The sequence below is a fragment of the Achromobacter deleyi genome, from assembly GCF_016127315.1.
In the GTDB taxonomy this organism is placed as follows: Bacteria; Pseudomonadota; Gammaproteobacteria; order Burkholderiales; family Burkholderiaceae_B; genus Achromobacter; species Achromobacter insuavis_A.
Genome location: NZ_CP065997.1, coordinates 5,094,245 through 5,117,102 on the forward strand (window position 1 = coordinate 5,094,245; position 22,858 = coordinate 5,117,102).

The 22,858-nt window shown below is 69.7% G+C and carries 22 protein-coding genes; 18 read left to right on the plus strand and 4 right to left on the minus strand.

The genetic code is table 11. From position 1 onward, the window contains the following. The first annotated feature begins 25 nt into the window (after positions 1–25). Entirely contained in the window at positions 26–1,807 is a 1,782-nt protein-coding gene (locus I6I07_RS23085; protein WP_198483872.1) for a chloride channel protein, read from the plus strand. A 94-nt stretch (positions 1,808–1,901) separates the two neighbouring features. Here I6I07_RS23085 and I6I07_RS23090 read toward each other — a convergent pair whose 3' ends face one another. Further along, positions 1,902–2,798, minus strand: a complete 897-nt coding sequence (locus I6I07_RS23090; RefSeq protein WP_198483873.1) for a LysR family transcriptional regulator — start codon at positions 2,796–2,798, stop codon at positions 1,902–1,904. Between the two features lie 143 nt (positions 2,799–2,941). On the opposite strand from I6I07_RS23090, the gene argC reads away from it, so the two are divergent. Both argC and I6I07_RS23100 read left to right on the plus strand, forming a co-directional pair. Beyond that, entirely contained in the window at positions 2,942–3,886 is a 945-nt protein-coding gene (gene argC, locus I6I07_RS23095; protein WP_198483874.1) for an N-acetyl-gamma-glutamyl-phosphate reductase, read from the plus strand. Positions 3,887–3,978: 92 nt separating this feature from the next. Continuing rightward, positions 3,979–4,497, plus strand: coding sequence for a DUF6622 family protein (locus I6I07_RS23100; RefSeq protein ID WP_054430527.1), 519 nt, complete (start codon positions 3,979–3,981; stop codon positions 4,495–4,497). Between the two features lie 74 nt (positions 4,498–4,571). Here I6I07_RS23100 and I6I07_RS23105 read toward each other — a convergent pair whose 3' ends face one another. Further along, entirely contained in the window at positions 4,572–5,453 is an 882-nt protein-coding gene (locus tag I6I07_RS23105) for an MBL fold metallo-hydrolase (protein WP_198483875.1), read from the minus strand. A gap of 95 nt (positions 5,454–5,548) precedes the next feature. Then, positions 5,549–6,457: a LysR family transcriptional regulator gene (locus I6I07_RS23110; protein ID WP_006395150.1), complete on the minus strand. Its 909-nt coding sequence runs from the start codon at positions 6,455–6,457 to the stop codon at positions 5,549–5,551. Between the two features lie 160 nt (positions 6,458–6,617). On the opposite strand from I6I07_RS23110, the gene I6I07_RS23115 reads away from it, so the two are divergent. The 4 genes from I6I07_RS23115 to I6I07_RS23130 are packed head-to-tail and all read left to right on the plus strand — an operon-like array spanning position 6,618 to position 11,032. Continuing rightward, a complete protein-coding gene (locus tag I6I07_RS23115) occupies positions 6,618–8,201 on the plus strand; it encodes an ATP-dependent acyl-CoA ligase (protein ID WP_198483876.1) in 1,584 nt (527 codons plus the stop codon). A gap of 31 nt (positions 8,202–8,232) precedes the next feature. Continuing rightward, positions 8,233–9,546, plus strand: a complete 1,314-nt coding sequence (locus tag I6I07_RS23120) for an MFS transporter (protein WP_198483877.1) — start codon at positions 8,233–8,235, stop codon at positions 9,544–9,546. Next, entirely contained in the window at positions 9,543–10,685 is a 1,143-nt protein-coding gene (locus I6I07_RS23125; RefSeq protein ID WP_198483878.1) for a thiolase family protein, read from the plus strand. The genes I6I07_RS23120 and I6I07_RS23125 overlap by 4 nt, the downstream gene beginning before the upstream one ends. Further along, positions 10,682–11,032 (plus strand): zinc ribbon domain-containing protein, encoded by a 351-nt coding sequence (locus tag I6I07_RS23130; protein WP_198483879.1) that lies wholly within the window; start codon positions 10,682–10,684, stop codon positions 11,030–11,032. The genes I6I07_RS23125 and I6I07_RS23130 overlap by 4 nt, the downstream gene beginning before the upstream one ends. A 51-nt stretch (positions 11,033–11,083) precedes the next feature. On the opposite strand, the gene I6I07_RS23135 is transcribed toward I6I07_RS23130, so the two are convergent. Further along, positions 11,084–11,908, minus strand: a complete 825-nt coding sequence (locus I6I07_RS23135) for a TlpA family protein disulfide reductase (RefSeq protein ID WP_198483880.1) — start codon at positions 11,906–11,908, stop codon at positions 11,084–11,086. 142 nt (positions 11,909–12,050) lie between these two features. Here I6I07_RS23135 and I6I07_RS23140 point away from each other — a divergent pair, with 142 nt between their 5' ends. From I6I07_RS23140 to I6I07_RS23190, 11 genes are all read left to right on the plus strand, one after another. Then, positions 12,051–13,124 carry an NAD(P)H-dependent flavin oxidoreductase gene (locus I6I07_RS23140; RefSeq protein WP_198483881.1) on the plus strand — a complete coding sequence of 358 codons (1,074 nt, stop codon included), beginning with the start codon at positions 12,051–12,053 and terminating at the stop codon, positions 13,122–13,124. A gap of 135 nt (positions 13,125–13,259) precedes the next feature. Beyond that, positions 13,260–14,051: an amino acid ABC transporter substrate-binding protein gene (locus I6I07_RS23145; RefSeq protein WP_006384525.1), complete on the plus strand. Its 792-nt coding sequence runs from the start codon at positions 13,260–13,262 to the stop codon at positions 14,049–14,051. A gap of 117 nt (positions 14,052–14,168) precedes the next feature. Then, positions 14,169–14,822, plus strand: coding sequence for an amino acid ABC transporter permease (locus I6I07_RS23150; protein ID WP_198483882.1), 654 nt, complete (start codon positions 14,169–14,171; stop codon positions 14,820–14,822). A 25-nt stretch (positions 14,823–14,847) separates the two neighbouring features. Beyond that, entirely contained in the window at positions 14,848–15,600 is a 753-nt protein-coding gene (locus I6I07_RS23155) for an amino acid ABC transporter ATP-binding protein (protein ID WP_026383076.1), read from the plus strand. Between the two features lie 273 nt (positions 15,601–15,873). Then, positions 15,874–16,386, plus strand: a complete 513-nt coding sequence (locus I6I07_RS23160) for a sigma-70 family RNA polymerase sigma factor (RefSeq protein WP_061071151.1) — start codon at positions 15,874–15,876, stop codon at positions 16,384–16,386. Continuing rightward, positions 16,383–17,372, plus strand: a complete 990-nt coding sequence (locus I6I07_RS23165) for a FecR domain-containing protein (protein WP_198483883.1) — start codon at positions 16,383–16,385, stop codon at positions 17,370–17,372. Before I6I07_RS23160 ends, I6I07_RS23165 begins: the two co-directional genes overlap by 4 nt. Positions 17,373–17,495: 123 nt before the next feature. Beyond that, positions 17,496–19,880: a TonB-dependent siderophore receptor gene (locus I6I07_RS23170; RefSeq protein WP_232625696.1), complete on the plus strand. Its 2,385-nt coding sequence runs from the start codon at positions 17,496–17,498 to the stop codon at positions 19,878–19,880. A 64-nt stretch (positions 19,881–19,944) separates the two neighbouring features. Further along, positions 19,945–20,469, plus strand: a complete 525-nt coding sequence (locus tag I6I07_RS23175; protein ID WP_198483884.1) for a sigma-70 family RNA polymerase sigma factor — start codon at positions 19,945–19,947, stop codon at positions 20,467–20,469. Between the two features lie 152 nt (positions 20,470–20,621). Further along, the gene (locus tag I6I07_RS23180) at positions 20,622–20,849 is read left to right on the plus strand and encodes an MbtH family protein (protein ID WP_061071155.1); all 228 of its coding nucleotides are present in this window, start codon (positions 20,622–20,624) and stop codon (positions 20,847–20,849) included. Beyond that, entirely contained in the window at positions 20,846–21,586 is a 741-nt protein-coding gene (locus I6I07_RS23185) for a thioesterase II family protein (protein WP_198483885.1), read from the plus strand. The genes I6I07_RS23180 and I6I07_RS23185 overlap by 4 nt, the downstream gene beginning before the upstream one ends. Positions 21,587–21,840: 254 nt before the next feature. Next, positions 21,841–22,857, plus strand: coding sequence for a TauD/TfdA family dioxygenase (locus I6I07_RS23190; protein ID WP_198483886.1), 1,017 nt, complete (start codon positions 21,841–21,843; stop codon positions 22,855–22,857). The last annotated feature ends 1 nt before the right edge of the window (position 22,858 follow it).

The following is a 22,858-nucleotide window of genomic DNA, read 5'->3' on the forward strand; positions in this document are numbered from 1 at the left end:
CGTTCCCACCTTTTCTCCTCGTACCATGCCTCCCGTTTCCTCTTCCGTGCGCGCCTTGCGGCTGGGCGACTTCACCACCGACAAGCGTGTCGTGCTGCTGATGGCGCTGGCCGTGCCGACCGGCCTGGCCAGCGTGGCCGCCGCCTGGGCCCTGTTGCGCCTGATCGCGCTGTGCACCAACCTGGCCTACCACGGCCTGTTCTCGTTCGCCGACCTGCCCATCACCACTGGCCGCCTCGGGCCGGCCTCGATCTTCATTCCGGTCATCGGCTGCCTCATCATCGGCCTGATGGCACGCTACGGTTCCGAGAAGATCCGCGGCCACGGCATCCCGGAGGCAATGGAAGCCATCCTGATCGGCAAGAGCCGCATCGCGCCCAAGGTGGCGGTGCTCAAGCCGGTGTCGTCGGCCATCTCGATCGGCACCGGCGGCCCCTTCGGCGCCGAAGGCCCGATCATCATGACCGGCGGCGCCATCGGCTCGCTGCTGGCGCAGACCATCCACCTGAACGACGGCGAGCGCAAGACGCTGCTGGTGGCCGGCGCGGCCGCGGGCATGACGGCGATCTTCGCCACGCCGTTGGCGGCGGTGCTGCTGGCGGTGGAACTGCTGCTGTTCGAATGGAAGCCGCGCAGCTTCCTGCCGGTGGCCACCGCGGCGCTGGTGGCGGCCGTGGCGCGCGCCTTCGCGCTCGATGCCGGGCCGGTCTTCAGCTACGCCGGCGTGATCTCATTCACCCCGTGGCACCTGCTGGCATGCGCCGCCGTGGGGGTGCTGGCGGGGTTGGGCTCGGGCGTGCTGACGGCGCTGGTGTACGCGGCCGAGGACCTGTTCGAGAAACTGCCGCTGCACTGGATGTGGTGGCCGGCGCTGGGCGGCCTGGCCATCGGCATCGGCGGCCTGATCGAGCCGGCCGCGCTGGGCGTGGGCTACGACAACATCCGCCATCTGCTGGCGGGCGACCTGGTCTTGCAGGCGGTGTTGCTGCTGCTGGTGGTCAAGGTGGCGATCTGGTCGATCGCGTTGGGCTCGGGCACCTCGGGCGGGGTGCTGGCGCCCTTGCTGATCTTCGGCGGCGCGCTGGGCGCGCTGGCCACGCCGCTGTTGCCGCCGGCCGCGCCGGGCTTCTGGGCGCTGGTGGGCATGGCGGCGATGATGGGCGGCACCATGCGCGCGCCGCTGACGGCGACGCTGTTCGCGGTCGAGCTGACCGGCAACCTGGGGGCCTTGCTGCCGGTGCTGGCGGCCTGCGTGTTCGCCTACGGCGTCACGGTGCTGCTGCTGCGCCGCTCGATCCTGACCGAAAAGATCGCGCGCCGCGGCCACCACATCAGCCGCGAGTACCGCGTCGATCCGTTCGACTTGCTGCGCGCCAGCCAGGTGATGACCACGCCGGTGCAGACGCTGCCCGACAGCCTGACGGTGGCGCAGGCGATCGCGCATTTCACCACCGCGCAGCCGGTCCACACCAGCTATCCCGTGGTCGATGAGGCCGGCGTGGCGGTGGGCGAGGTGACGCGCGCCGACAGCCTGGCCTGGGCCCTGGAACCGGCGTTGCACGGGCAGACCCTGGCGCAGGCGCTGCAGGGGCGCGAGCTGGTCTACGGCTTTCCGGAGGAACTGGCCAGCCAGATCGCCGACCGCATGGCGCTGTCCGGCGCCGGCCGCGTGCCGATCCTGGACCGCGCCAGCGGCCGGGTGCTGGGCATCGTCGGCCGCAAGGACCTGTTCCGCAGCCGCGCCCGGCGCCTGCGCGAGGAAGCCGAGCGCGCGGCGTTCCTGCGGCGGGCGTCGTCTTCGAGGTGATGCGCGAAGGCCCGCGTCCGGCGCCGGGCGGCGTGCGGGGGGCTGGCCGCGGTCAGTCCCCGCGAGCGGGCCTGGCCTGGCGCGGTGGGCGGGATCAGGCCTGTCCGCCGGCCGCGCGCAGCAGCCACAAGGCATCCAGCACGTGCTGGGTGGCGCGTTCGACCTGGCCGTCGCGATGGGCGATGCCCAGCGGCCGCCACAGCGCCGGGCGCAGCGGCCGCATGGCGATGCGCGGGTCGGCCTGCGGCGCTGTGGCTTCGTGCGGCAGGAGCGTGGCGCCATAGCCGGCCGCCACCAGGCTCTTGATGGCGTCGTTGTAGTTCAGCTGGATGCGCGGCCGCGGCTGCAGCCCGGCGGCGGCGAACCATTCGCCGGTCTGGCGCGACAGCCGCGTGCTGGCGTCGTTCAGGATCAGCGGCCGTTCGCCCAGCCAGGCCGGCGTGACGCGCGCCGGCGGATTCCAGGCGGCGGGCAAGAAGGCCATGATGGGGTCGCGCCGCCAGGGCCGCAGCACCAGGCCCGGCACGGGCGGCTGCGGCAGCGCGACCAGGCCCACGTCGAGCGTGCCGTCGCCCAGCTGTTGCAGGGTCTCCTGCGAGGTCAGCACGGCCACCTGGACGTCGATGCCCGGGTGTTCGCGGCCCAGCGCTTCCAGTGCCTGCGGCAGCAGGTGGGCGATGGCGCCGGTCGACGCCCCCAGCCGCACCCGGCCGGCCAGGCCCTGCACCTGCCGCTGCACGTCGTCCAGAGCCTGATCGGCCTCGGCCAGGAGGCGGCGCGCGCGTTCCAGCAGGGTGTCGCCGATGGGCGTGGGCCGGACCTGGCCGCGCTTGCGCGTCAGCAGCGGCGCGCCGACGCGCGCCTCCAGGTCGGCCACGTGCAGGCTGACGGTGGGCGGCGCCAGGTGCAGCGCGCGGGCGGCGTCGGCGAAGGAACCGAGGTCGGCGATGGCGACCAGGGTGCGCAGGCGGTCGAGGTTGATTTCACGCATGGCGGTTTCGTTCAGGATTTCTGAATCTCGTCGTCATGATATTCGACTTTTCGTATGTGGCGCGATGGGCAATGATGGACGCCTGGATCCACTTTCGATCCCATCCGCCGGCGCCGCGCCGGCTCTTTCGCAAGGCCACGCACATGACGCATCCCCTAGTATTCATCGACGGCGACCAGGGCACCACCGGTCTGCAGATCCACGAACGGCTGCGCGGCCGCGCCGACCTGCGCCTGCTGACGCTGGCCGAGGGCGACCGCAAGGACCCGCAACGGCGCGCCGAGGCCATCAACGCCAGCGACATCGCCATCCTGTGCCTGCCCGACGAGCCGGCGCGCCAGGTGGTGGCATCGATCGTCAATCCGGACGTGCGGGTGATCGACGCCAGTTCGGCGCACCGCACCACCGCGGGCTGGGTCTACGGCTTTCCGGAAATGGCGGCCGGGCAGGCCGAGCGCATCGCCCAGGCCAAGCGCGTCAGCAATCCGGGCTGCTACCCCACGGGCGCCATCGCCTTGCTGCGCCCCCTGGTGCGGGCCGGCCTGGTGCCGGCCGACTATCCGCTCAGCGTGCACGCGGTGTCCGGCTATTCGGGCGGCGGCCGCGCCAGCGTCGACGCCTACGAGGGCCCGGGCGCCACCGGCGGGCTGGCCTTCCAGGTCTACGGCCTGGGCCTGGCGCACAAGCACACCCCGGAAATCGAACGCCACGCGGGCCTGACGCAGCGGCCGGTGTTCGTGCCGTCGTACGGCGCGTTCCGCCAGGGCATCGTGCTGACCGTGCCGTTGCAGCTGCGCCTGTTGCCCGCCGGCGTCAGCGCCGCGCAACTGCAGGCATGCCTGGCCCGGCACTATGCCGGCGCCCGCCACGTGCAAGTGGTGGCCCCGCAGGACGCGGCGGCGCACACGTCGCTGGATCCGCAGGCGCTCAACGGCACCAATGACCTGCGGCTGGCCGTTTACGGCAACGCCGATCATGGCCAGGTGCTGCTGAGCGCGGTGTTCGACAACCTGGGCAAGGGCGCGTCGGGCGCGGCGGTGCAGAACCTGGACCTGATGCTGGAAGCGCTGGCCCTGGCCGAGGCCTGAACCGCCAGCGATCTGTCAGGAGATTTCTGCTCAACTGGGCAGGCGCTGCCGTTCCGGTCGCGCCTGCCCGGAATCCCTTGCCTGGAATCTTCATGAGCCTGGAAATCCTGCATCGCACGCCGCTTTGGGTATGGGCGCTGTTCGCGCTGTTGCTGTATCGCGGCATCCGCGCGCTGCGGCCGCGCCAGCTGTCGGTGTCGCGCACTTTCCTGTTGCCGGTGCTGTTCCTGGTCTGGGTGCTGGTGTCGATCCACGGCGAAGTCACCGACCTGCGCGCCGCCTACGAGGCGTTCGCCGCCAGCATGGTGGCGGGCGGCGTGCTGGGCTGGATGCTGTGGTCGCGGGCCGGCCGCGCCACCTATCACCCGCAGACGCGCATGATCGAGCGGCCGGGGTCGCCGATCACGCTCGTCCTGCTGGTGCTGGCCTTCGCGTCCAAGTTCGTGCTGATGACCATGTTGGCGCGCGATCACGGGCTGGCCGCCGACGCGGCGTTCTCGGCGGCATTCGGCGGCGTGTCCGGGCTGATCGACGGCATGTTCTGGGGCGGCACGCTGTCGCAGGTGTGGCACCTGCGGCATCTGGCGCTGCCGCCGCTGGCGCGGCGCTGACAGGGCGGGCGCCCGCCGAACGCGTTGTCCGGCGGGACCGGCCGTGATGCTTGTGCGCGGCGGCTACCGCCGCATCACCACTTCATTTCACCCTTGGCGACCTTGGCGCTGATCTCCAGCGAGGCGGCCGCGCCGGCCTGCGGGTAGCGGGCGCGCATGGCCTGGATCAGCGCGGCGCTGTCCGGCGCGCGGGCGGCCTCGGCCTCGAAGGCGCGCAGGTAGCCCTGAGTGTAACGCACCGATTCCAGCGTCAGCGGCGCGCCGGGCGCGTAATGGCCGGGCACCACCGTGGCCGGCTTCAGGGCATCGATGCGGGCCAGCGTGGCGAGCCAGTCGGCGCGCGATTGCGGCGACTGCGTGTCGGCGGTCCAGACGTGCAGGTTGCCGAACACCACCACGCCGCCGACCACCGCCTGGCGCGACGGGATCCAGACGAAGGTGCGGTCGGGTTGCGGGCCGTCCAGGCCGGTGATTTTCAAGGCCTGGCCTTCGAGCGTCAGCGTGTCGCCTTCCAGCACTTGCGGCACGACGGCCTTGCGCGGCGCGTCGGCGCCCAGCTTGGGGCCCCAGAACGCCAGCTTGGCGTCGACCGTTTCGCGGATGTGGCGCACGGTGGGCGCGGTGGCCACGACCTTGGCGTCGGGGAACGCCGCCTGGAGGGTATCGAGGCCGAAGTAGAAATCGGGATCGCCGTGGCTGATATAGATGGTGGTCAGGCGCTTGCCGCTGGCGCGCACCATGGCCACGACCTGGTCGGCCTGGGACTTGCCGAATTGCGCGTCGACCAGGATGGCGTCGCGTTCGCCGCTGACCAGCACCGAGGCGACCTGGAAGATGGCGTCGTTGCCGGGGTTGTAGGGGGTGATCGTCAGTTCGGTGGCGGCGAGGGCGGGCGCGGCGGCCAGGGCCAGCGCGAGGGCGGGAATCAGGCGGCGCAGGGCGGGCAGGGTGGGCATGGCGGTGTCCTGGAAAAGAGGGAGTGACGGCAGTCTAGTTGCGTCATCCGGCCAGATAAACCGGCATCCATGCGTGAGTCTGTTGCTTGATTCGATCAAATCAGGGCGCCAGCCGCCGTTCCGCCCGCGTCCCGGTCCGCCAGGGTGTCCACCACCAGCGTGCGCAGCCAGCGCGTGCCGGGGTCGCTCTCGAAGCGCGGATGCCAGTGCACCGTGACGCTCAGCGGCGGCAGCGTCAGCGGCAGCGGCCGGATCTCGAAGGCGTTGTCGCGGTTGAACCAGACCGCCGCGCGGTGCGGCAGGGTGACGGTCAGGTCGGTGCGCCGCACGATCTCGGCGGCGGCCGAGAAATGCGGCAGGGTCAGATACGGCTGGCGATGCAGCCCGGCCTCGCCGAGCACGTCGTCCAGCAGCCGGTGGGCACTGGCGCGCGAGGCCACCAGGATGTGGTCGAGCCGCTTGAACTGGCCGCGCGTCAGGCCGGCCGACAGCACCGGGTGGCCGCGCCGGCCCATGCAGGCATAGCGCTCGCTGAACAGATCGGCGTGGCGCGTGTGGCGGCCCAGGCCGGCCAGGTTGCCGATCGCCAGGTCGATGTCGCCGTCCTTGAGCGCCTGCGCCAGCTGTTCCAGCGGCACCTCCACCACCTCGACCTGCAGGCGCGGCGCCAGCGCGTGCACGCGTTCCATCAGGCTGGGCAGGAACACCATTTCGCCGATATCCGACATCGACAGCCGGAACCGCCGCGTGCTGCTGGCCGGCTCGAAATGCTGCCGCAGGCTGACCGCCTCGGCGAAGCTGTTCATGCCGCGCTCGATCGGGCCGGCCAGGGCGAAGGCCACCGGCGTGGGCCGCATCCCCGACGGCGTGCGCACGAACAGCGGATCGTCGAATTTCTCGCGCAGCCGGGCCAGGGCATAGCTGACCGCGGGCTGCGTCAGCTGCAGCCGTTGCGCGGCGCGGGTGACGCTGCGCTCATGCAGCACGGTCAGGAAAACCCGCATGAGATTCAAGTCGAAGTCCACGTCCGCCCTTGTTATCAGTCTGGTTTATGCAATGAATAATACCCATAAATTTGACACATAAATAGTTGATTCCTAGACTAATTTTCACGAGCCGCGGCAGTGACCAGGCGGCCGCCGACAACAAGGGGAAGAGCACGTCATGCATGCATTGACTTTGCCGTCGCTGTTGCGCGACCAGGCGGCACGCCAGGGAACGCGGCCGTGGATCCAGGCGCCGGGCGGCGCGTTGCGCTATGCCGAGGCGCCCGGCCAGGCGGCCCGCTGGGCGGCGCTGCTGGCGCAGGCCGGCGTGGCCCGCGGCGACCGCGTCGGCCTGATGGCGGGCAACCGCATCGAATTCATGTCGCTGGTGCTGGGCTGTGGCTGGCTGGGCGCGGTGGTGGTGCCGATCAACACCGCCTCGCGCGGCATGCAGTTGCAGCACATCCTGGCCAACAGCGGGTGCGTGCTGCTGGTGGCCGACCGGGCCTCCTGTCCGGCCCTGGCCGGGGTCGACGCCGCCGGCCTGGCGCTGCGGCAGATCTGGCTGCTGGAGGACGGCGCGAACGACACGGCCGCGGTCCCGTCCGGCCTGCCGGCGCCGGCCGCCGCGCTGCCGGCCTTGCCGGACACGCCCGCGCCCGAGGCCGACCTCGGCCCCGGCGATACGCTCGCGATCCTCTATACCTCTGGTACCTCGGGCCTGTCCAAGGGGGTGTGCTGCCCCCATGCACAGTTCCACTGGTGGGGCGTCATCGCCGCCCGCAATCTGGAGATCGGCGCCGACGACGTGCTCTACACCAGCCTGCCGCTGTTCCATACCAACGCCCTGAATGCCTGCTTCCAGGCGCTGGTGACCGGCGCGTCGATCGTGTGCGACGAACGCTTTTCCGTCAGCCGCTATTTCGAGCAGTTGCAGGCCACCGGCGCCACCGTCACTTACCTGCTGGGCGCGATGGTGCCGATGCTGCTGGCGCGCGAACCTGCGGCGGCCGAGCGCGGCCACCGCGCCCGCATCGCGCTGGCGCCGGGCGTGCCCGAACGTTTCCACGGAGTGTTCACCGAGCGCACCGGCATCGCGCTGCTGGAAGGCTACGGCTCCACGGAAACCAACTTCGCGCTCGGCGGCACGCTGGCCGAGCAGCGCCCCGGCAGCATGGGCCGCGTCGCGCCCGAGTTCGACGCCATCGTGGCCGACGCGGACGATGCGCCGCTGCCCGATGGCCAGGCCGGCGAGCTGCTGCTGCGCGCGCGGCCGCCGTTCGCCATCGCCACCGGCTACTTCGGCATGGCCGACAAGACGGTCGAGGCCTGGCGCAACCTGTGGTTCCACACCGGCGACCGCGTGGTGCGCGACGCCGACGGCTATTTCCGCTTCCTGGACCGCATGAAGGACGCGATCCGCCGGCGGGGCGAGAACATCTCGTCATACGAGGTCGAGCAGGTGCTGCTGGCGCATCCCTCGGTGGCGGTCGCGGCGGTCTACGCGGTGCGGTCGGAACTGGCCGAGGACGAGGTCATGGCGGCGCTGGTCTACAAGCCGGGCTGCGTGCTCACGCCGCAGGCCCTGCTGGATTTCTGCCAGCCGCGCATGCCGTATTTCGCCGTGCCGCGCTATCTGCGCGTGCTGGACGACCTGCCGCGCACCGAGAACGGCAAGGTCCGCAAGTTCCGGTTGCGCGATGAGGGCGTGACGGGCGACACCTGGGATCGCGACGCCGCCGGCTACCGCGTGGCGCGCTGAATCCCGTCCATATAAAACAAGGGGCAAGAGCATGACAATGGCATACCAGGGCGCGGCGCAGAGCGCCGACGAGCAGGCCCGGCGCAAGCGCACGCGGCGGGTGGTGATGGCGTCCGTCGCCGGCAACGCGATGGAGTGGTACGACTTTTTCATCTACGGCACGGCGGCGGCGCTGGTGTTCGGCGAACTGTTCTTTCCCAAGGGCACCGATCCGCTGCTGGGCACCATGGGGGCCTTCGCCGGCTTTGCCGTGGGCTTCCTGGCGCGGCCGCTGGGCGGCGTGATCTTCGGCCATATCGGCGACCGCTATGGCCGCAAGCTGGCGCTGGAATGGACGCTGGGCATCATGGGCGCGGCCACCTTCCTGATCGGGCTGCTGCCAACCTATGAGCAGATCGGCATCTGGGCGCCGGTGGCGATGGTGGTGCTGCGCGTGATGCAGGGCGCGGCGGCCGGCGGCGAATGGGGCGGCGGCGTGCTGCTCATCAGCGAGGCGGTGGACGGCAAGCGCCGCGGCTATTTCTCGTCGTTCAGCCAGCTGGGCGTGGCCGGCGGCTTCGTGCTGTCGTCCGGCGTCTTCATGCTGGCGCAGCAACTGCCGCAGGAGGCCTTCATGAGCTGGGGCTGGCGCCTGCCGTTCCTCCTGAGCGTGCTGATCTTCGGCATCGGCCTGTACATCCGCAAGCACATCCCGGAAAGCGACGAGTTCGTGCAGGCCAAGAAGACCGCCAAGCGCGGCATGCCGGCGGTGGAAGTGTTCCGCCGCTATCCGCGCCAGGTGTTCACCGCCATGGGGCTGCGGGTGGCGGAGAACGGCGGCTCGTACATCTTCCTGGCGTTCGCGCTGGCCTATGGCAAGTTCCTGGGCATTCCCAACGACGTGATGCTGGGCGGGGTGCTGGCCTCCATGTTCATCGAACTGGGCACGCTGGTGTGGTTCGGCCACCTGTCGGACCGCATCGGCCGGCGCACCGTCTACCTGATCGGCTCGGCCGGATTGATGCTGGCGGCGTTTCCGTTCTTCTGGCTGGTGCAGACCAAGGACCCGATGTGGATCTTCCTGGCGTTCTTCCTGGGCAACACGATCTGCCACGCCGCCATGATCGGCACGCAGCCGGCGTATTTCGCCGAGCTGTTCCCGGCCGAGGTGCGCTACACCGGCCTGGCGCTGGGCCACGAGCTGGCCTCGGTGTTCGCCGGCGGCCTGTCGCCGCTGATCGCCATGGCGCTGCTGCGCAAGTATGAATCGGCCACGCCGGTGGCGTGGTTCCTGGTGGGGATGGCGGCGATCACGGTCATCACCTTGCTGCTGACGCGCGAGCCGCCGCGGCAGGAATCGGCATGAGCGCCGGGCCCGGCATCGTCGGCGTGGGCGAGACGCCCGCGCTGCGCCATCCCGAGCCCGGCTGCGACACGGCCACGCTGATCGCCCAGGCGGTGCGCCTGGCGCTGGATGACGCCGGGCTGCGGCCGGCGGACGTCGACGGCCTGGGCCTGGCCTCGTTCACGCTGCGCCCCGACCGCGCCATCGACATGGCGTGGCGGCTCGGCCTGACGCTGGGCTGGTGCATGCAGGACGAGATGGGCGGCGCCAGCGCCATCAACCTGCTGCGCCACGCCTGGCTGGCGCTGCGGGCCGGGCAGGCGCGCACCATCGTGCTGGTGGCCGGCGACCATTTCGCCGGCGCCGATTTCGCCGCGCTGGTGGGGCGCTACAACCGCAGCGCGCAGGATTACCTGAGCCCGCTGGGCTGCGTCGGGCCGAATCCGCTGTTCGCCATGCTGACGCAGCGGCAGATGGCGCGGACCGGCCTGCGACGCGAGGATTACGGCGCGCTGTGCGTGGCGCAGCGGGCCTGGGCCGGCGCCAATCCCAACGCCGCCTACCGCCAGCCGCTGACGCTGGCGCAATACCTGGACGCGCCGATGGTGGCCGAGCCGCTGGGCCGGCTCGACTGCGTGCCGGTGGTCAGCGGCGCCTGCGCGCTGGTGCTGCAGGCGCGGCCGCAAGGCGTGCACGTCACGCTGCGGGCCAGCGGCGCGCGCTACAACTTCGATCATCAGGAGGGGGATGGCCTGGTGACGGGCATTGCCGGCTTCGCGTCCGCGCTGTGGGCCGAGGCCGGCCTGGGGCCCGACGATATGGACGTGGTCGGCGTGTACGACGATTATCCGGCGATGGCGGTGGCGCAGCTGTGCGACCTGGGCCTGGCGCCGGCAAATGACCTGCCGGGCTTCATCGCGCGCCGCATCGCCACCCGCGAGCTGCCGGTCAACACGGCGGGCGGGCAACTGTCGGCGGGGCAGGCGGGCACGGCCGGCGGCATGCACGGGCTGGCGGAAGTGGCGCGCCAGCTGCTGGGCCGGGCCGGCGCGCGCCAGGTGGCGCATGCGCGCCATGGCGTGGCGACCGGCTACGGCATGGTGCAGCTGCGCTACGGCATGTGCGCCAACGCCGCGGTGCTGGCCAGGGAGGACGCATGAGTTTCAACGTGAGGGAATGCGCGCAGTGCGGGCATCGGGTCTATCCGGCGCGGCTGTGGTGCCCGGCCTGCGGCCACGACCGGGCCGTCGAGGCGCCTGTGGAGGAGGCCGAGCTGCTGGCGTGGACCCAGGTGCCCGGCAAGGCGGCCGGCGGCGGCAGCATCATCGCCACCGTCAACGCGCTGCCGCGCGGACCGCTGCTGGTGGTGCGCCTGCCTGACGTGCCGCGGGCGGTGGGGCAGCGTCTGCGATTGCTGGCGCGAATGGAGCAGGAAACGGAACAAGGGGTGGCGCTGCCTTGGGCGCAAGCGCTGCCCGGCAGCGGCGGGGCTGGCGGCGAGGCTTGAGGGCCGCGGGCGCGGCGGGACGGCGCCGGTGACACCGTTCAGTTCCGCCGTTCAGCGCGGCGCGTCGGCCGCCCGGATCGATTCCAGCCGCTGCGCCAGCGTGGCGCTGGACAGTTCGCCGACGCGCACGTCGATCAACCGACCCTGGGCATCGAGGAACAGCGTCGCGGGCAAGCCTCGGTTGCTCATCTGGCGCGAGGCCTCGCCGGCCGGATCGAGCAGGGCGTTGGCCAGCGACGGCGCGTGCTCGTCCAGGTATTGACGGACGGTGGCCGCCGCCTCGCCCTGGTTGAGAAAGACGAAATGGATGTCGGGGTTGGCCGCCTGCGCCTGCTCGAACGCCGGCATCTCGCGGCGGCACGGCGGGCACCAGCTGGCCCACAGGTTCACCACCGTGGGTTTGCCGTGAAAGGCGGCCAGCGCGGCCGGCGCGCCATCCAGCTGTTGCAGCGACAGGCCCGCCAGTTGCGGCTGCGTCTGGGTCGAGGGCGCCAGCAGGCGGCCGCCGCCGAGCCAGACGGCCGTGCTCAGCGCCATCGCGACCAGCAGGGCGCGGCGCGGGGCGCGGTTGCGCAGCACGGCGTAGGCGCCATAGAGCAGCGCCGCGGCCAGCCCGGCAAGGCCGGTCCAGCCGCCGTCGCGCAGGTCCAGGATCTTGAGCGGATCCTGCAGGAAGTGATCGCGGTATTGCCAGACGAAGGCGAGCCGGGCCACCAGCAGGCCCAGCAGCAGGCAGCGCCACAGGACGCGGCCGGCGTCCTCGGCGCGCGTGCCGGCCAGCAGGCGGCCGGCGAGCAGGCCGACGGCGGCGGTGGCCACCAGCAGGGCGAGTTCGATGGGAAAGACCAGGGGGCCAAGACGCAAGGCTGGACTCATGCGGCGCGCTCCCGGCGCGCGGCCAGATCGGGGCGGCCGTTGCTGCGAAATTCCATGGCGTGAGACGAGTAGGGGGAAGGCCCAAGCCTAGCATGCCGTTGCGATATGCTCGGGTGTCCTCCATTGCCGTCGTGTGCCCGAGATGAAATCGCTGCCTTCGCTGTTGCCCCTGATCCAAGCGCCGATGGTCGGCTCCTTCAGTCCGCTGGCGATTGCCGCCTGCCGCGCTGGCGCCCTCGGGTCGCTGGCTTGCGCCGCGCTTGGCCCGGACGCGCTGCGCGAACAGATTGCCGCGATCCGCGCCGAGACCGACGCGCCGTTCAACCTGAATTTCTTCAGTCACACGCCGCCCGCGCCCGACGAGGCGGCCCAGGCCCGCTGGCGCGAGACGCTGGCGCCGTACTACCGCGAGGCCGGGCTGAACCTGTCGGCCGCGGGCAGCGGCCCGGGCCGCGCGCCGTTCGACGAGGCCATGTGCCAGGTGGTCGAGGAATCGCGGCCGGCGGTGGTCAGCTTCCATTTCGGGCTGCCCGACGACGCGCTGCTGGAGCGCGTGCGCCGCGCCGGCGCCATGGTGCTGTCGTCCGCCACCACGGTCGAAGAGGCGCGCTGGCTCGACGCCCGCGGCGTGGATGCCATCATTGCCCAGGGGGTGGAGGCCGGCGGCCATCGCGGCATGTTCCTGACCGACGACATCGGCGCCCAGCCGGGCCTGTACGCCTTGCTGCCGCAGGTGGTGGACGCCGTGGGCGTGCCGGTGATCGCGGCCGGCGGCATTGCCGACGGGCGCGGGATCGCCGCGGCCTTCGCGCTGGGCGCGGCGGCCGCGCAACTGGGCACCGCTTATCTGCTGACGCCGCAGGCGGGGCGTTCTGCCATTCACCGGCAGGCGGTGCGCGCGGCGCGCGACGACGCCACGCGTCTGACCAATCTGTACACGGGCCGCCCGGCGCGCGGGCTGCTGACGCGCTTCATGCGCGAACAGGGCCCGATGAGCGCGGTGGCGCCCGCGTTTCCGCTGGCGACCGGCGCGGTCGATCCGTTGCGAGTCGCGGTGGAAAAGACCGGCAGCGGCGATTTCTCGCTGCTGTGGTCGGGCGAGGCCGCCGCGATGGCCCGCGAGACCGACGCCGAGGCGCTGACGCGCCAGCTGTGGGACGACGCGCTCGACTGCGCGGCCGGCCTGCGCGCGGGCATGGCGGCGCGGGCCGGCTAGCGCGCGGCCCTGCTGTTGGCCCTATATATGTCCTTCATGAAACACATATTTCCAGGAACGCTAAAATAACCGGCTCGCGGCTTTCGTCGAGCCCTCCGGCCTTCTTCATTCCTGCGCCTCGCGCCCTCGATAAATATGAAAAAACTGACTGCTGTTCTTCTCGTGTCCGCAACCACGATGCTGACCGCTTGCGGCCCGTCCGACAACGCGCCCGCCGCCAGTGCGCAGGCGCCGGCCGCCGCCCGCAAGGTCGTCGTCGGCCTGGATGACAACTTCCCGCCCATGGGTTTCCGCGACGCCAACAACCAGATCGTCGGTTTCGACGTCGACATGGCCAAGGAAGCCAGCAAGCGCCTGGGCCTGGAAGTCGAATTCAAGCCGATCGACTGGAGCGCCAAGGAAGCCGAGCTGAATGGCAAGCGCGTTGACGTGCTCTGGAACGGCCTGACCATCACCGAAGAACGCAAGAAGAACATCAGCTTCACCGCGCCCTACATGGCCAACCACCAGATCATCATCGTCGGCAACGCCTCGCCGGTGAAGGCCAAGGCCGATCTGGCCGGCAAGGTGGTCGGCGCCCAGGATGGCAGCAGCGCCACCGACGCCATCGCCAAGGACCCGGTCGCCGGCAGCATCAAGGAAGTCAAGAAGTTCGGCGACAACGTCACCGCGCTGATGGACCTGGCCGCCGGCCGCCTCGACGCCATCGTGGTCGACGAAGTGGTGGGCCGCTACCTGATCAGCAAGCGCGCCGGTGAATACCGCGTGCTGGACGACAACTTCGGCACCGAAGACTACGGCGTCGGCGTGCGCAAGGACGACACCGAGCTGCTGGGCAAGCTCGACAAGACGCTGGACTCGATGAAGCAGGACGGCACCGCCGGCCGCATCGCGACCCAGTGGTTCGGCGCCAACATCGTCAAGTAATCTCCCGGGAAACGCCCGGACCGCGGCGCGGTCCGGGCGTTTTTCAGTCCGGCGATCCTTCGCGCCGGCGCCCCGGCCCCTGATTCCTCCCGCCACCCACGGCGCACTCCCATCCGCATGGACTACGTACTCTCCCTCCTGGGACCCCTGGCGCAAGGCGCGAAAGTGACCTTGACGCTGTTCTTCATCACGCTGGCGCTGGCCGTGCCGCTGGGCCTGGTGCTGGCGCTGCTGCGGATCTCCAAATGGGGCTTCGTCAGCCAGCTGGTCAATGGCTACATCTGGCTGATGCGCGGCACGCCGCTGATGCTGCAGATGCTGTTCATCTACTTCGCGCTGCCGTTCGTGCCGGTGGTGGGGGTCCGCCTGCCCGACTTCCCGGCGGCGGTGGTGGCCTTCGCGCTGAACTACGCGGCGTATTTCGCCGAGATCTTCCGCGCCGGCATCCAGTCGGTCGACCGCGGCCAGTACGAAGGCAGCAAGGTGCTGGGCATGACCTACCTGCAGACGCTGCGCCGCATCGTGCTGCCGCAGATGGTGCAGCGGGTGCTGCCGCCCATGAGCAACGAGACCATCACCCTGGTCAAGGACACTTCCCTGATCTACGTGCTGGCGCTCAACGACATCCTGCGCACCGCGCGCGGCATCGTGCAGCGCGACTTCACGACCACGCCGTTCCTGGTCGCGGCCGCCTTCTATCTCCTCATGACGCTGGTGTTGACGTGGTTCTTCCAGCGTATGGAAAAGCGCTATGCCAAATACGACCAGTAATCCGTCCGCCGGCGGTCGCGGCGCCATGATCTCGGCCCGCGGCATCGTCAAGTCGTTCGGCGCCAACCGGGTGCTGGACCAGGTCTCGCTGGAGCTGGGCAAGGGCGAAGTGGTGGCGGTCATCGGCCCGTCGGGCTCGGGTAAGAGCACCTTCCTGCGCTGCCTGAACCACCTGGAAACCATCGACGACGGCACCATCGAGATCGAGGGCGAAGCCCTGGCCACGGCGGTGCCGGGCGGCCAGAGCCGCTACGCCAGCGACGGCGACGTGCGCCGCATCTGCCGCAAGATGGGCATGGTGTTCCAGTCGTTCAACCTGTTCCCGCACATGACGGTGCTGCAGAACATCATCGAAGCGCCCATGATCGTCAAGGGCATGCCGCGCGCCGCCATCGTGCCCAAGGCCGAGGAACTGCTGCGCAAGGTCGGCCTGCTGAACAAGCGCGACAACTATCCGACGCGCCTGTCGGGCGGCCAGAAGCAGCGCGTGGCGATCGCCCGGGCGCTGGCGATGGAGCCGGACATCATGCTGTTCGACGAGCCGACCTCGGCGCTCGACCCGGAGCTGACCGGCGAAGTGCTGCGCACCATGCGCCAGCTGGCCGACGAGCACATGACCATGCTGGTGGTGACCCACGAAATGGGCTTCGCCCGCGAAGTGGCGCACCGCGTCATCTTCATGGACGAAGGCCGCATCGTCGAAGAGGCGCCGTCGGCGGACTTCTTCCGCGCGCCGCAGCATCCGCGCAGCCGCGAGTTCCTGGCGCACATGCTGTAATGAAAAGGGCGGGGGCCGGCTCGGACCCGCCCGTTTGGGGCAGGGCGCTACCCGCTGTGCCTGCCTTGCCCGGGCCTGGTGGGCCCGCGGCAGGGCGGCATGAGAAACAAATAAGGGTTTTCCCTTGGTTTCATGACGCCGCGGATGTATCAGGCTTGGCGGTCACATCCTTGATGTAAACAAGAATTCAACTCGGATGTAGTCCTAGTCGGCAAAATAGATAATGGTTATCATTACCGTCGATTGTCCGGGTCAACATTGCGGGAGACGTCCATGTCCAGCGAAGCGGGGTTACGAGAGCGTACGGCGGTGCTGTATGCCGAGCATCATTCGTGGCTCGCGCGCTGGCTGCGCTATCGCACCGCCAACTCCGACTGCGCCGCCGACCTGGCGCACGACACCTTCATGCGGGTCCTGACCGCCAAGGAAATCCCGCCGCTGTCCGAGCCGCGCGCGTTTCTCGCCACCATCGCTCGCCGGCTGCTGTCCAACCACTATCGGCGCGAAATGATCGAGCGGGCCTATCTCGAGGCCCTGGCCAATCTGCCCGAGCCCGTGGAACCCAGCCCTGAATCACGGCACATCGTCATCGAGACGCTGCTCGCCATCGATCGCGCGCTCGATTCGTTGCCGGGAAAGGTGCGCGAGGCGTTCCTGCTGGCGCAACTCGAAGGGCTCAGGCATGAAGATATCGCGGCGCGGCTGGGGGTGACCACCCGCACGGTGAGCAACTACATGGTGCGCGCGGTCCAGGCCTGCTTCTTCGCGCAGGACGGTTTCGCGTGACGCGGGTGAATGCGACGCCCGCCGCCTACGCTGGCGGACTGCCGCTACCGGCGCATGTGGCCGAGCAGGCGTCGCGCTGGTACGTGCTGTTGACGAGTGGCGCCGACACCGTGCAGGACCGGCTGGCCTGGGAACGCTGGCGCCAGGCGGATCCCGACCATGAGCGGGCCTGGGCCCACCTGATGCGCGTCGATGGCCGCATGCGCGAACTGGGGGGCAGTCCCGCCTATCAGGCGCTGACGGTCGATCGGCGCAATGGCCGCCGCCGCGCGCTCATCGCCATGCTGGGGCTGGCCACCTGTACCGGCGGCCTGGTCTGGACGGCCGACCGCATGCGCTGGGTACGACTCTCGCCCGACTACGTGGCGGCAGTGGGGGAGCAACGGTCGGTGACCCTGGTCGACGGCACCGAGGTCCTGCTCAATACCGACAGCGCGATCGACGTGCTCTATGACGGACGGACACGCCGCCTGCGCCTGCGACGCGGCGAAATCCAGATCCGTACCGGGCACGCGGCCGGCTATGCCGGCCTGCCGTTCCGGGTCGACACCCCTTCCGGGGGCGTGCGCGCGCTGGGCACGCGCTTCATGGTGCGCCTGGACGGAGACCAGACCCGCGTGGCGCTGCTCGAGGGGCACGTGGAGATCGAGCCGGCGGCCGGCGGCAGCCCGCTGTTGCTGCAGCCGGGGCAGGCCACCCGCTACGGCGCGCACGGTATCGAGCCCGTCCGTCCGGTGGCGCTGGCCGATACGGCCTGGATCAATGCCGAGTTGGCGGCCGATGACATGCCGCTGGACCGGTTCCTGGCCGAACTGAGCCGTTACCGGCACGGGTTGATTTCCTGTGACGCGCCGGCGGCGAAGTTGCGGATCTCTGGATTGTTTCCCTTGAACGACACCGACAGGGCGCTACAGGCGGTGGCCCGCCTGCTGCCTGTCACGGTGACCCGGCGCAGCCCTTATTGGGTTCGCGTTTCGGCTCGGTAACAGCCCCGATTTCTCCATTCGCCCGGATTCCGGGTTTTTTTTTGTCGATACCTTTCCGGTTTCCGGTTTTGGCGTGTCCTTTCAATCAAGAGGACTCAATTGCACGGAAAAAAGCCGGAATCCATGGTTATCGGAGCAGCCGATCAACGTCTCGTACGCGCCCCTGGCCCCATGGCGGGCGGGCGGCTGTGCGCGCGGATGCTGCTGCTGGGCGCGCTCGCGGCCATGCCGTTGGCCGGGGCTCAGCCCGGGCCGCAGGCGGCCACCACGCGCAGCTTTCACGTCGCGCCCGGGCCGCTGACCCAGGTGCTGCAGCAGATCGCCAGCCAGGCGCATGTGCTGGTCTACTTCGATCCCGCGGTCACCCGTGACCTGAGCAGCGACGGCCTGGACGGCGCCTACGCGCCCGCGCTCGCCTTCGAGGCGGTCTTGCGCGGCCACGGCCTGGAAGTCTACGAAGACCTGTCGGGCGGTTTCCGCGTGCGTCGAACCTGGATGCCCGCCGTCGCGATCCTGCCGATCACACAGGTCGAAGGCATGGCGCGGGGCTTCACGCAGCTCGAGGATCGCGCCGCCACCAAGACGCTGGCCCCCCTGGTCTCGGTGCCGCAGTCGGTGTCGGTGGTGACGGCCGCCGACATGCAGGCGCGGGGCGCCCGTTCGGTCACGCAGGCGCTGCAGTACACGCCGGGCGTGCAGATCGACAACTATGGCGGCACCGAGGTCCGCAATGACTGGGTCGTGTTGCGCGGTTTCGATGCCAAGCTGACCGGGGATTACCGCGACGGCCTGAGCCAGATGCCCTATGACCAGATCCGGGCGCGGGTGCCGACCTATGCGCTGGAACAGATCGAGGTCGTGCGCGGGCCGGTATCGGCGCTGTATGGGCAGGCCGCGCCCGGCGGGATCGTCAACCGCGTCACCAAGCGTCCCCCCGAGACGCCGCTGCGCGAAGCCGCGCTGCAGTTCGGGTCGTTCGAGCACAAGCAGGCCTACCTGGACCTGGGAGGGCCTTTCAACGAAAGCGGGCAGGCCCGCTTCCGCCTGACCGCGACCGCCAAGGAATCCGGCACGCAGGACAAGTACGACAGCGACCATCGCTACCGCGACAACCTGGCCTATGTGGCGCCCGCCTTCGGCTGGCGTGACGCGGACACCTCGTTCACGTTGCTGATGCACTACCAGCATGATCGCAACGACGGCGAATCGCGCGCCTACTATCCGACGCGGGTGCTGGTGGGCGACTACGACTACGACCGCAACGACCGCGATTTCTTCAGCCTGGGGTACCAGCTCGAGCATCGCCTGAACGCGCAATGGCGGGTGCGCCAGAATGCGCGCTACCAGCAAGGCGACATGCTGCTGCGCAATCTGTATGCGGGGGCGCTGGCCCGCGATGGCCGTACGCTGGCGCGCGCCCAGCTGCAGGCGCGCGAACGTGCCGAAGGGCTGGCGGTGGACAGCCAGATCGAAGGCGACCTCGAAGCGGGCGGCCTGCGCCATACGGTGCTGGCCGGGCTGGATGCCAGGCGCCTGTCGGGGCGCCAGCACTATCAGCAGGCGGCCGCGCCCAGCCTGGATCTGCTGGATCCGCGCTACGGGCAGGGCATCGCGCTGCCGTCCGGCGCGCCGTCGATCATCAAGGTGCGGCAGGTCAGCGAGCAGTGGGGGCTCTATCTCCAGGACAAGGTGCAGGCGGGGGACTGGACCGTGCTGCTCGGCGTGCGGCGCGACGACTACCGCGACGTAACCGACAACCTGCTCGCCGGTACTCGTACGCGTGGCCGTGGCGATGTCTACACGGGACGAGTAGGGGTGTCGTATGCGGCGGGGGCGGGGGTCGCGCCCTATGTGGGCTATGCGACCTCGTTCGTGCCCCAGGCCGGCGCCTCGTACGAGGGCAAGCCGTTCGATCCGTCCCGGGCCGAGCAGTTCGAGGTGGGCGTGAAGTTCCAGCCGCCGCAATCGCAAAGCCTGTACACGCTGGCGCTGTTCGACCTGCGGCAGCGCAACGTGCTGACCGCCGATCCCGATCCGGCGCACCCCGGCTTCAGCGTCACCACCGGCCGCGTGCGCGCGCGCGGCGTCGAACTCGAGGCCAAGGTCAGCCTGGCGCGAGGGTGGGACGTGCTGGCCGCCTATACCTTCAACGATGTGAAGAATCAGCAGGCCAACGACGGCACGACCGGAAAAATGCCCATCGTGACGCCGCGCCAGATGGCTTCTCTCTGGCTGAACCGCTCGCTTGAGGGCTGGTTGGCCGGATGGACCGCGGGCGTAGGGGTGCGCCATATCGGCTCCACCTACGTGGACGCCGCCAACACCATGAAGAACGAGGCCGCCACCGTCGTGGACGCCGCGCTCGCCTACGACGCAGGCGCCTGGCGCCTGGCGCTGGATGCCAGCAATGTTTTCAACCGGCAGACCGTGGTCTGCCGGGGAGATCGCAGCAATTGCCGCTATGGCGTGGACCGCACGGTACTCGCCACTGTCACTTACCGCTATTGACGCCGCGCCATCACGGGGCGGTGTCGGACTATGACGTGGGCGCCCGGCGCCCGAGGAGGTACACATGGTTACGAGCACTGCGCCGACGATGGAAACACTGACCACGCTATACGAGGCGAACCGGCGGCAGCTGGTTCGCGCGGCGATGCGCATCCTCGATTCACGGGAGTTGGCTGACGACGTGGTGCAGGATGCCTATGTCAAGCTGCTCGAGGGCGCGGTGCCGCAAGGCGTGCGCGAGCCGGCGGCCTATCTGTACCAGACCGTGCGCCATCTGGCGATCGATTGCCATCGGCGCCGCGCGCTGGAACAACGCCTTTTCGCGGACGAGGAGGCCGGCCGCCACGCGGTCTCGGCCTCGGTGGCCGAAGACGCCGCGGTGAGCAGCCAGGCGCTCAGGATGGCGACCACCGCGCTGACGCAGATGTCGGCCCGCACCCGCCGGGCGTTCGAACTGCATCGGTTCGAAGGCTGCACGCAGCGCGACGTGGCGCGCGAACTGGGGGTCTCGACGGCGCTGGTCAATTTCATGATCCGCGATGCCCACCTGGCGCTCAGTTCCTGCCACGAATGCCTGCAGCCCGGTTGAGGCGGCCGCGCGGCGGCAAGCCGTCACCCATGCGGGTCGCGCCCCGAAAAAAGCGCGAATGAAATCCTGAATTTCCAACTGGCTGGTTCGTCATTCTAAATAAGAGTCAATCTCGTATCGGGATGACGTTTTCTTTTCAGGGATACGACACTATGAACTGTTTCGACCGCGAGGACGCGGAGCTGCGCGTGTTGGTCAACGACGAAGACCAGTACTCCCTCTGGCCCGATTTCAAGCCGACCCCGGCGGGCTGGCGTGACACCGGCGTCAAGGGCGACAAGCAGACCTGCCTGGCGTTCGTGGAGCGCGTCTGGACCGACATGCGGCCGGCGTCGCTGCGCCGTTTCATGGAAAGCCAGACCGAGACCGCGCCGCAATGAGTCTTGCGCCTGTCGCCCTGTTGTGCCTGCCATGCGCCGGCGCCAGCGCCACCATGTACTTGCGGTGGCGCCGCGCGCTGCCTGCATGGTTGCGGCTGGTGCCGGTGGAATTGCCGGGGCGCGGCGCACGCATCGGCGAGGCATACGCACAGGATTTCGACACCCTGGTGGCGCAATTGTGCGAGGCGCATGCCGCCGACCTGGCTTTGCCGCACGTGTTGTTCGGGCACAGCATGGGAGCCTTGCTGGCCTATGCCATGGCGGCCCGCCAACGGCAGGCCGGCGCCCGGTTGCCGGCGCTGTTGATCGCGTCCGGCAGTCCGGCGCCGGCGCGCCGCGATCCGCATCGATTCGATGGCCTGGACAACGACGCCGCGCTGATCGACGACATGCGCAAGCAGGGCGGGACGCCCGAGGCGGTCTTCGACAGCCCCGAGCTGCTGCGCCTGGCGCTGGGCACGCTGGCCGCCGACTATGCCCTGTGCCGGGGTTACCGGTATCAGCCCGTGCCGCGCCTGCCATTGCCGATCGAGGTGCTGGCGGGCAGGCAGGATGATATCGAGGCCCCGTTCATCGAGGCCTGGCGCGACGAGACGCTGGCGCCGGGGCGCACGACCTGGTTCGACGGCGGCCATTTCTTCATCCGCCACCACGAGGCCATCGTGGTGGACGCCGTGGTCAATCGCATCGCCGAACATTGCCGGCCGGAACACCATGCAGCGCTTGCGCCTATCTGACCGGGTCCCGCCCGACATCGAGGCATGGCAGGCGATGTGGCCCGAATCGCCGGACTTGCCTGGCCTGGCGGGCCTGGGCACGCAGGTCGCCGATGGCGCCGCGCCACCCTCGGCCTGTGCGTTGCCGGCGCCGGCGGGCGGTCTCGCCGCGTTGGCGTGGTTCCGCACGGAAACGGCCGGTATGCCCGCCTGAGGCGCAGTTCCCCTGCGCCGCGCGGTGCGGTCCGGCACCCCTCATCTACGGATTTGAAGCTATGGAACGATTCGAGCGTGTTGCACCGCCCGGCAGCGAGTTGCCGCTATTGTTGACGCCGGCTGCCGTGGGCGAGTCACTGTCCGCCGCCCAGGGCCGGCTGCGGGCGCAGATCGATTCGGCGCTGCTGACCATCGGCGGCGTGCTGCTGCGAGGCTTCGAGGTGCCTTCGGTCGATGTATTCCGCGGCTTTGCCGCCGGCTTTGGCCATGAACTGCTGGCCTACGAGTTTGGCTCGACCCCGCGCAGCGCGGTCCAGTCAGGGGTGTACACCAGCACCGAATACCCCGCGCACCAGCACATCCCGCTGCACAACGAACAGGCCTACACCCGGGAATGGCCGATGCGCATCTGGTTCCACTGCGTGACCGCCGCGCAGTCGGGCGGGGAAACACCCATCGCGGACAGTCGCGCGGTCTATCGGCGGATGCCCGCGGCCATCCGTCGGCGCTTCGCGCGCGGCCTGGTCTACGTGCGCAATTTCGGCGATTTCGACCTGCCATGGCAGACGGTCTTCAATACCGACGACCGCGCCCGGGTCGAGGCCTATTGCCGCCAGGCCGGCATCGAATGGGAATGGCTGGAGGACGACGGCCTGCGCACGCGCCAGCGCTGCCAGGGCGTGGAGCGTCATCCGCACACCGGCGAGTTGGTGTGGTTCAACCAGGCGCATCTCTTCCACGTGTCGTCCCTGCAGGCCGACGTGCGCGAATCGCTGGAGGAGGCCTTCGGCATCGAGAACGTGCCGCGCAACGTGTACGACGCCGACGGCAGGACCATCGCCGACGAGGTCTTCGACGAGATCCGCGCGGTCCTTGACGAAGAGACGGTGCGCTTTGCCTGGCAGGCGGGCGACGTGATGATGCTGGACAACATGCTGGTGGCCCACGCCCGCACGCCGTTCGCCGGTCCGCGCAAGGTGGTGGTGGCCATGGCCGACCCCCATGGCAATGTCGAGGCGGCCGATCCCACGGCGCTGCGCCTGGCGGACGTCGACGACCTGTCGTGCGTGGGTTGAT

Excerpts from the sequence above, each read along its gene's own strand:
- I6I07_RS23085 (WP_198483872.1), top strand. The coding sequence starts at position 26 with ATGCCTCCCGTTTCCTCTTCCGTGCGCGCCTTGCGGCTGGGCGACTTC.
- I6I07_RS23090 (WP_198483873.1), bottom strand. The coding sequence starts at position 2,798 with ATGCGTGAAATCAACCTCGACCGCCTGCGCACCCTGGTCGCCATCGCC.
- argC (WP_198483874.1), top strand. The coding sequence starts at position 2,942 with ATGACGCATCCCCTAGTATTCATCGACGGCGACCAGGGCACCACCGGT.
- I6I07_RS23100 (WP_054430527.1), top strand. The coding sequence starts at position 3,979 with ATGAGCCTGGAAATCCTGCATCGCACGCCGCTTTGGGTATGGGCGCTG.
- I6I07_RS23105 (WP_198483875.1), bottom strand. The coding sequence starts at position 5,453 with ATGCCCACCCTGCCCGCCCTGCGCCGCCTGATTCCCGCCCTCGCGCTG.
- I6I07_RS23110 (WP_006395150.1), bottom strand. The coding sequence starts at position 6,457 with ATGCGGGTTTTCCTGACCGTGCTGCATGAGCGCAGCGTCACCCGCGCC.
- I6I07_RS23115 (WP_198483876.1), top strand. The coding sequence starts at position 6,618 with ATGCATGCATTGACTTTGCCGTCGCTGTTGCGCGACCAGGCGGCACGC.
- I6I07_RS23120 (WP_198483877.1), top strand. The coding sequence starts at position 8,233 with ATGACAATGGCATACCAGGGCGCGGCGCAGAGCGCCGACGAGCAGGCC.
- I6I07_RS23125 (WP_198483878.1), top strand. The coding sequence starts at position 9,543 with ATGAGCGCCGGGCCCGGCATCGTCGGCGTGGGCGAGACGCCCGCGCTG.
- I6I07_RS23130 (WP_198483879.1), top strand. The coding sequence starts at position 10,682 with ATGAGTTTCAACGTGAGGGAATGCGCGCAGTGCGGGCATCGGGTCTAT.
- I6I07_RS23135 (WP_198483880.1), bottom strand. The coding sequence starts at position 11,908 with ATGAGTCCAGCCTTGCGTCTTGGCCCCCTGGTCTTTCCCATCGAACTC.
- I6I07_RS23140 (WP_198483881.1), top strand. The coding sequence starts at position 12,051 with ATGAAATCGCTGCCTTCGCTGTTGCCCCTGATCCAAGCGCCGATGGTC.
- I6I07_RS23145 (WP_006384525.1), top strand. The coding sequence starts at position 13,260 with ATGAAAAAACTGACTGCTGTTCTTCTCGTGTCCGCAACCACGATGCTG.
- I6I07_RS23150 (WP_198483882.1), top strand. The coding sequence starts at position 14,169 with ATGGACTACGTACTCTCCCTCCTGGGACCCCTGGCGCAAGGCGCGAAA.
- I6I07_RS23155 (WP_026383076.1), top strand. The coding sequence starts at position 14,848 with ATGATCTCGGCCCGCGGCATCGTCAAGTCGTTCGGCGCCAACCGGGTG.
- I6I07_RS23160 (WP_061071151.1), top strand. The coding sequence starts at position 15,874 with ATGTCCAGCGAAGCGGGGTTACGAGAGCGTACGGCGGTGCTGTATGCC.
- I6I07_RS23170 (WP_232625696.1), top strand. The coding sequence starts at position 17,496 with ATGGTTATCGGAGCAGCCGATCAACGTCTCGTACGCGCCCCTGGCCCC.
- I6I07_RS23175 (WP_198483884.1), top strand. The coding sequence starts at position 19,945 with ATGGTTACGAGCACTGCGCCGACGATGGAAACACTGACCACGCTATAC.
- I6I07_RS23180 (WP_061071155.1), top strand. The coding sequence starts at position 20,622 with ATGAACTGTTTCGACCGCGAGGACGCGGAGCTGCGCGTGTTGGTCAAC.
- I6I07_RS23185 (WP_198483885.1), top strand. The coding sequence starts at position 20,846 with ATGAGTCTTGCGCCTGTCGCCCTGTTGTGCCTGCCATGCGCCGGCGCC.
- I6I07_RS23190 (WP_198483886.1), top strand. The coding sequence starts at position 21,841 with ATGGAACGATTCGAGCGTGTTGCACCGCCCGGCAGCGAGTTGCCGCTA.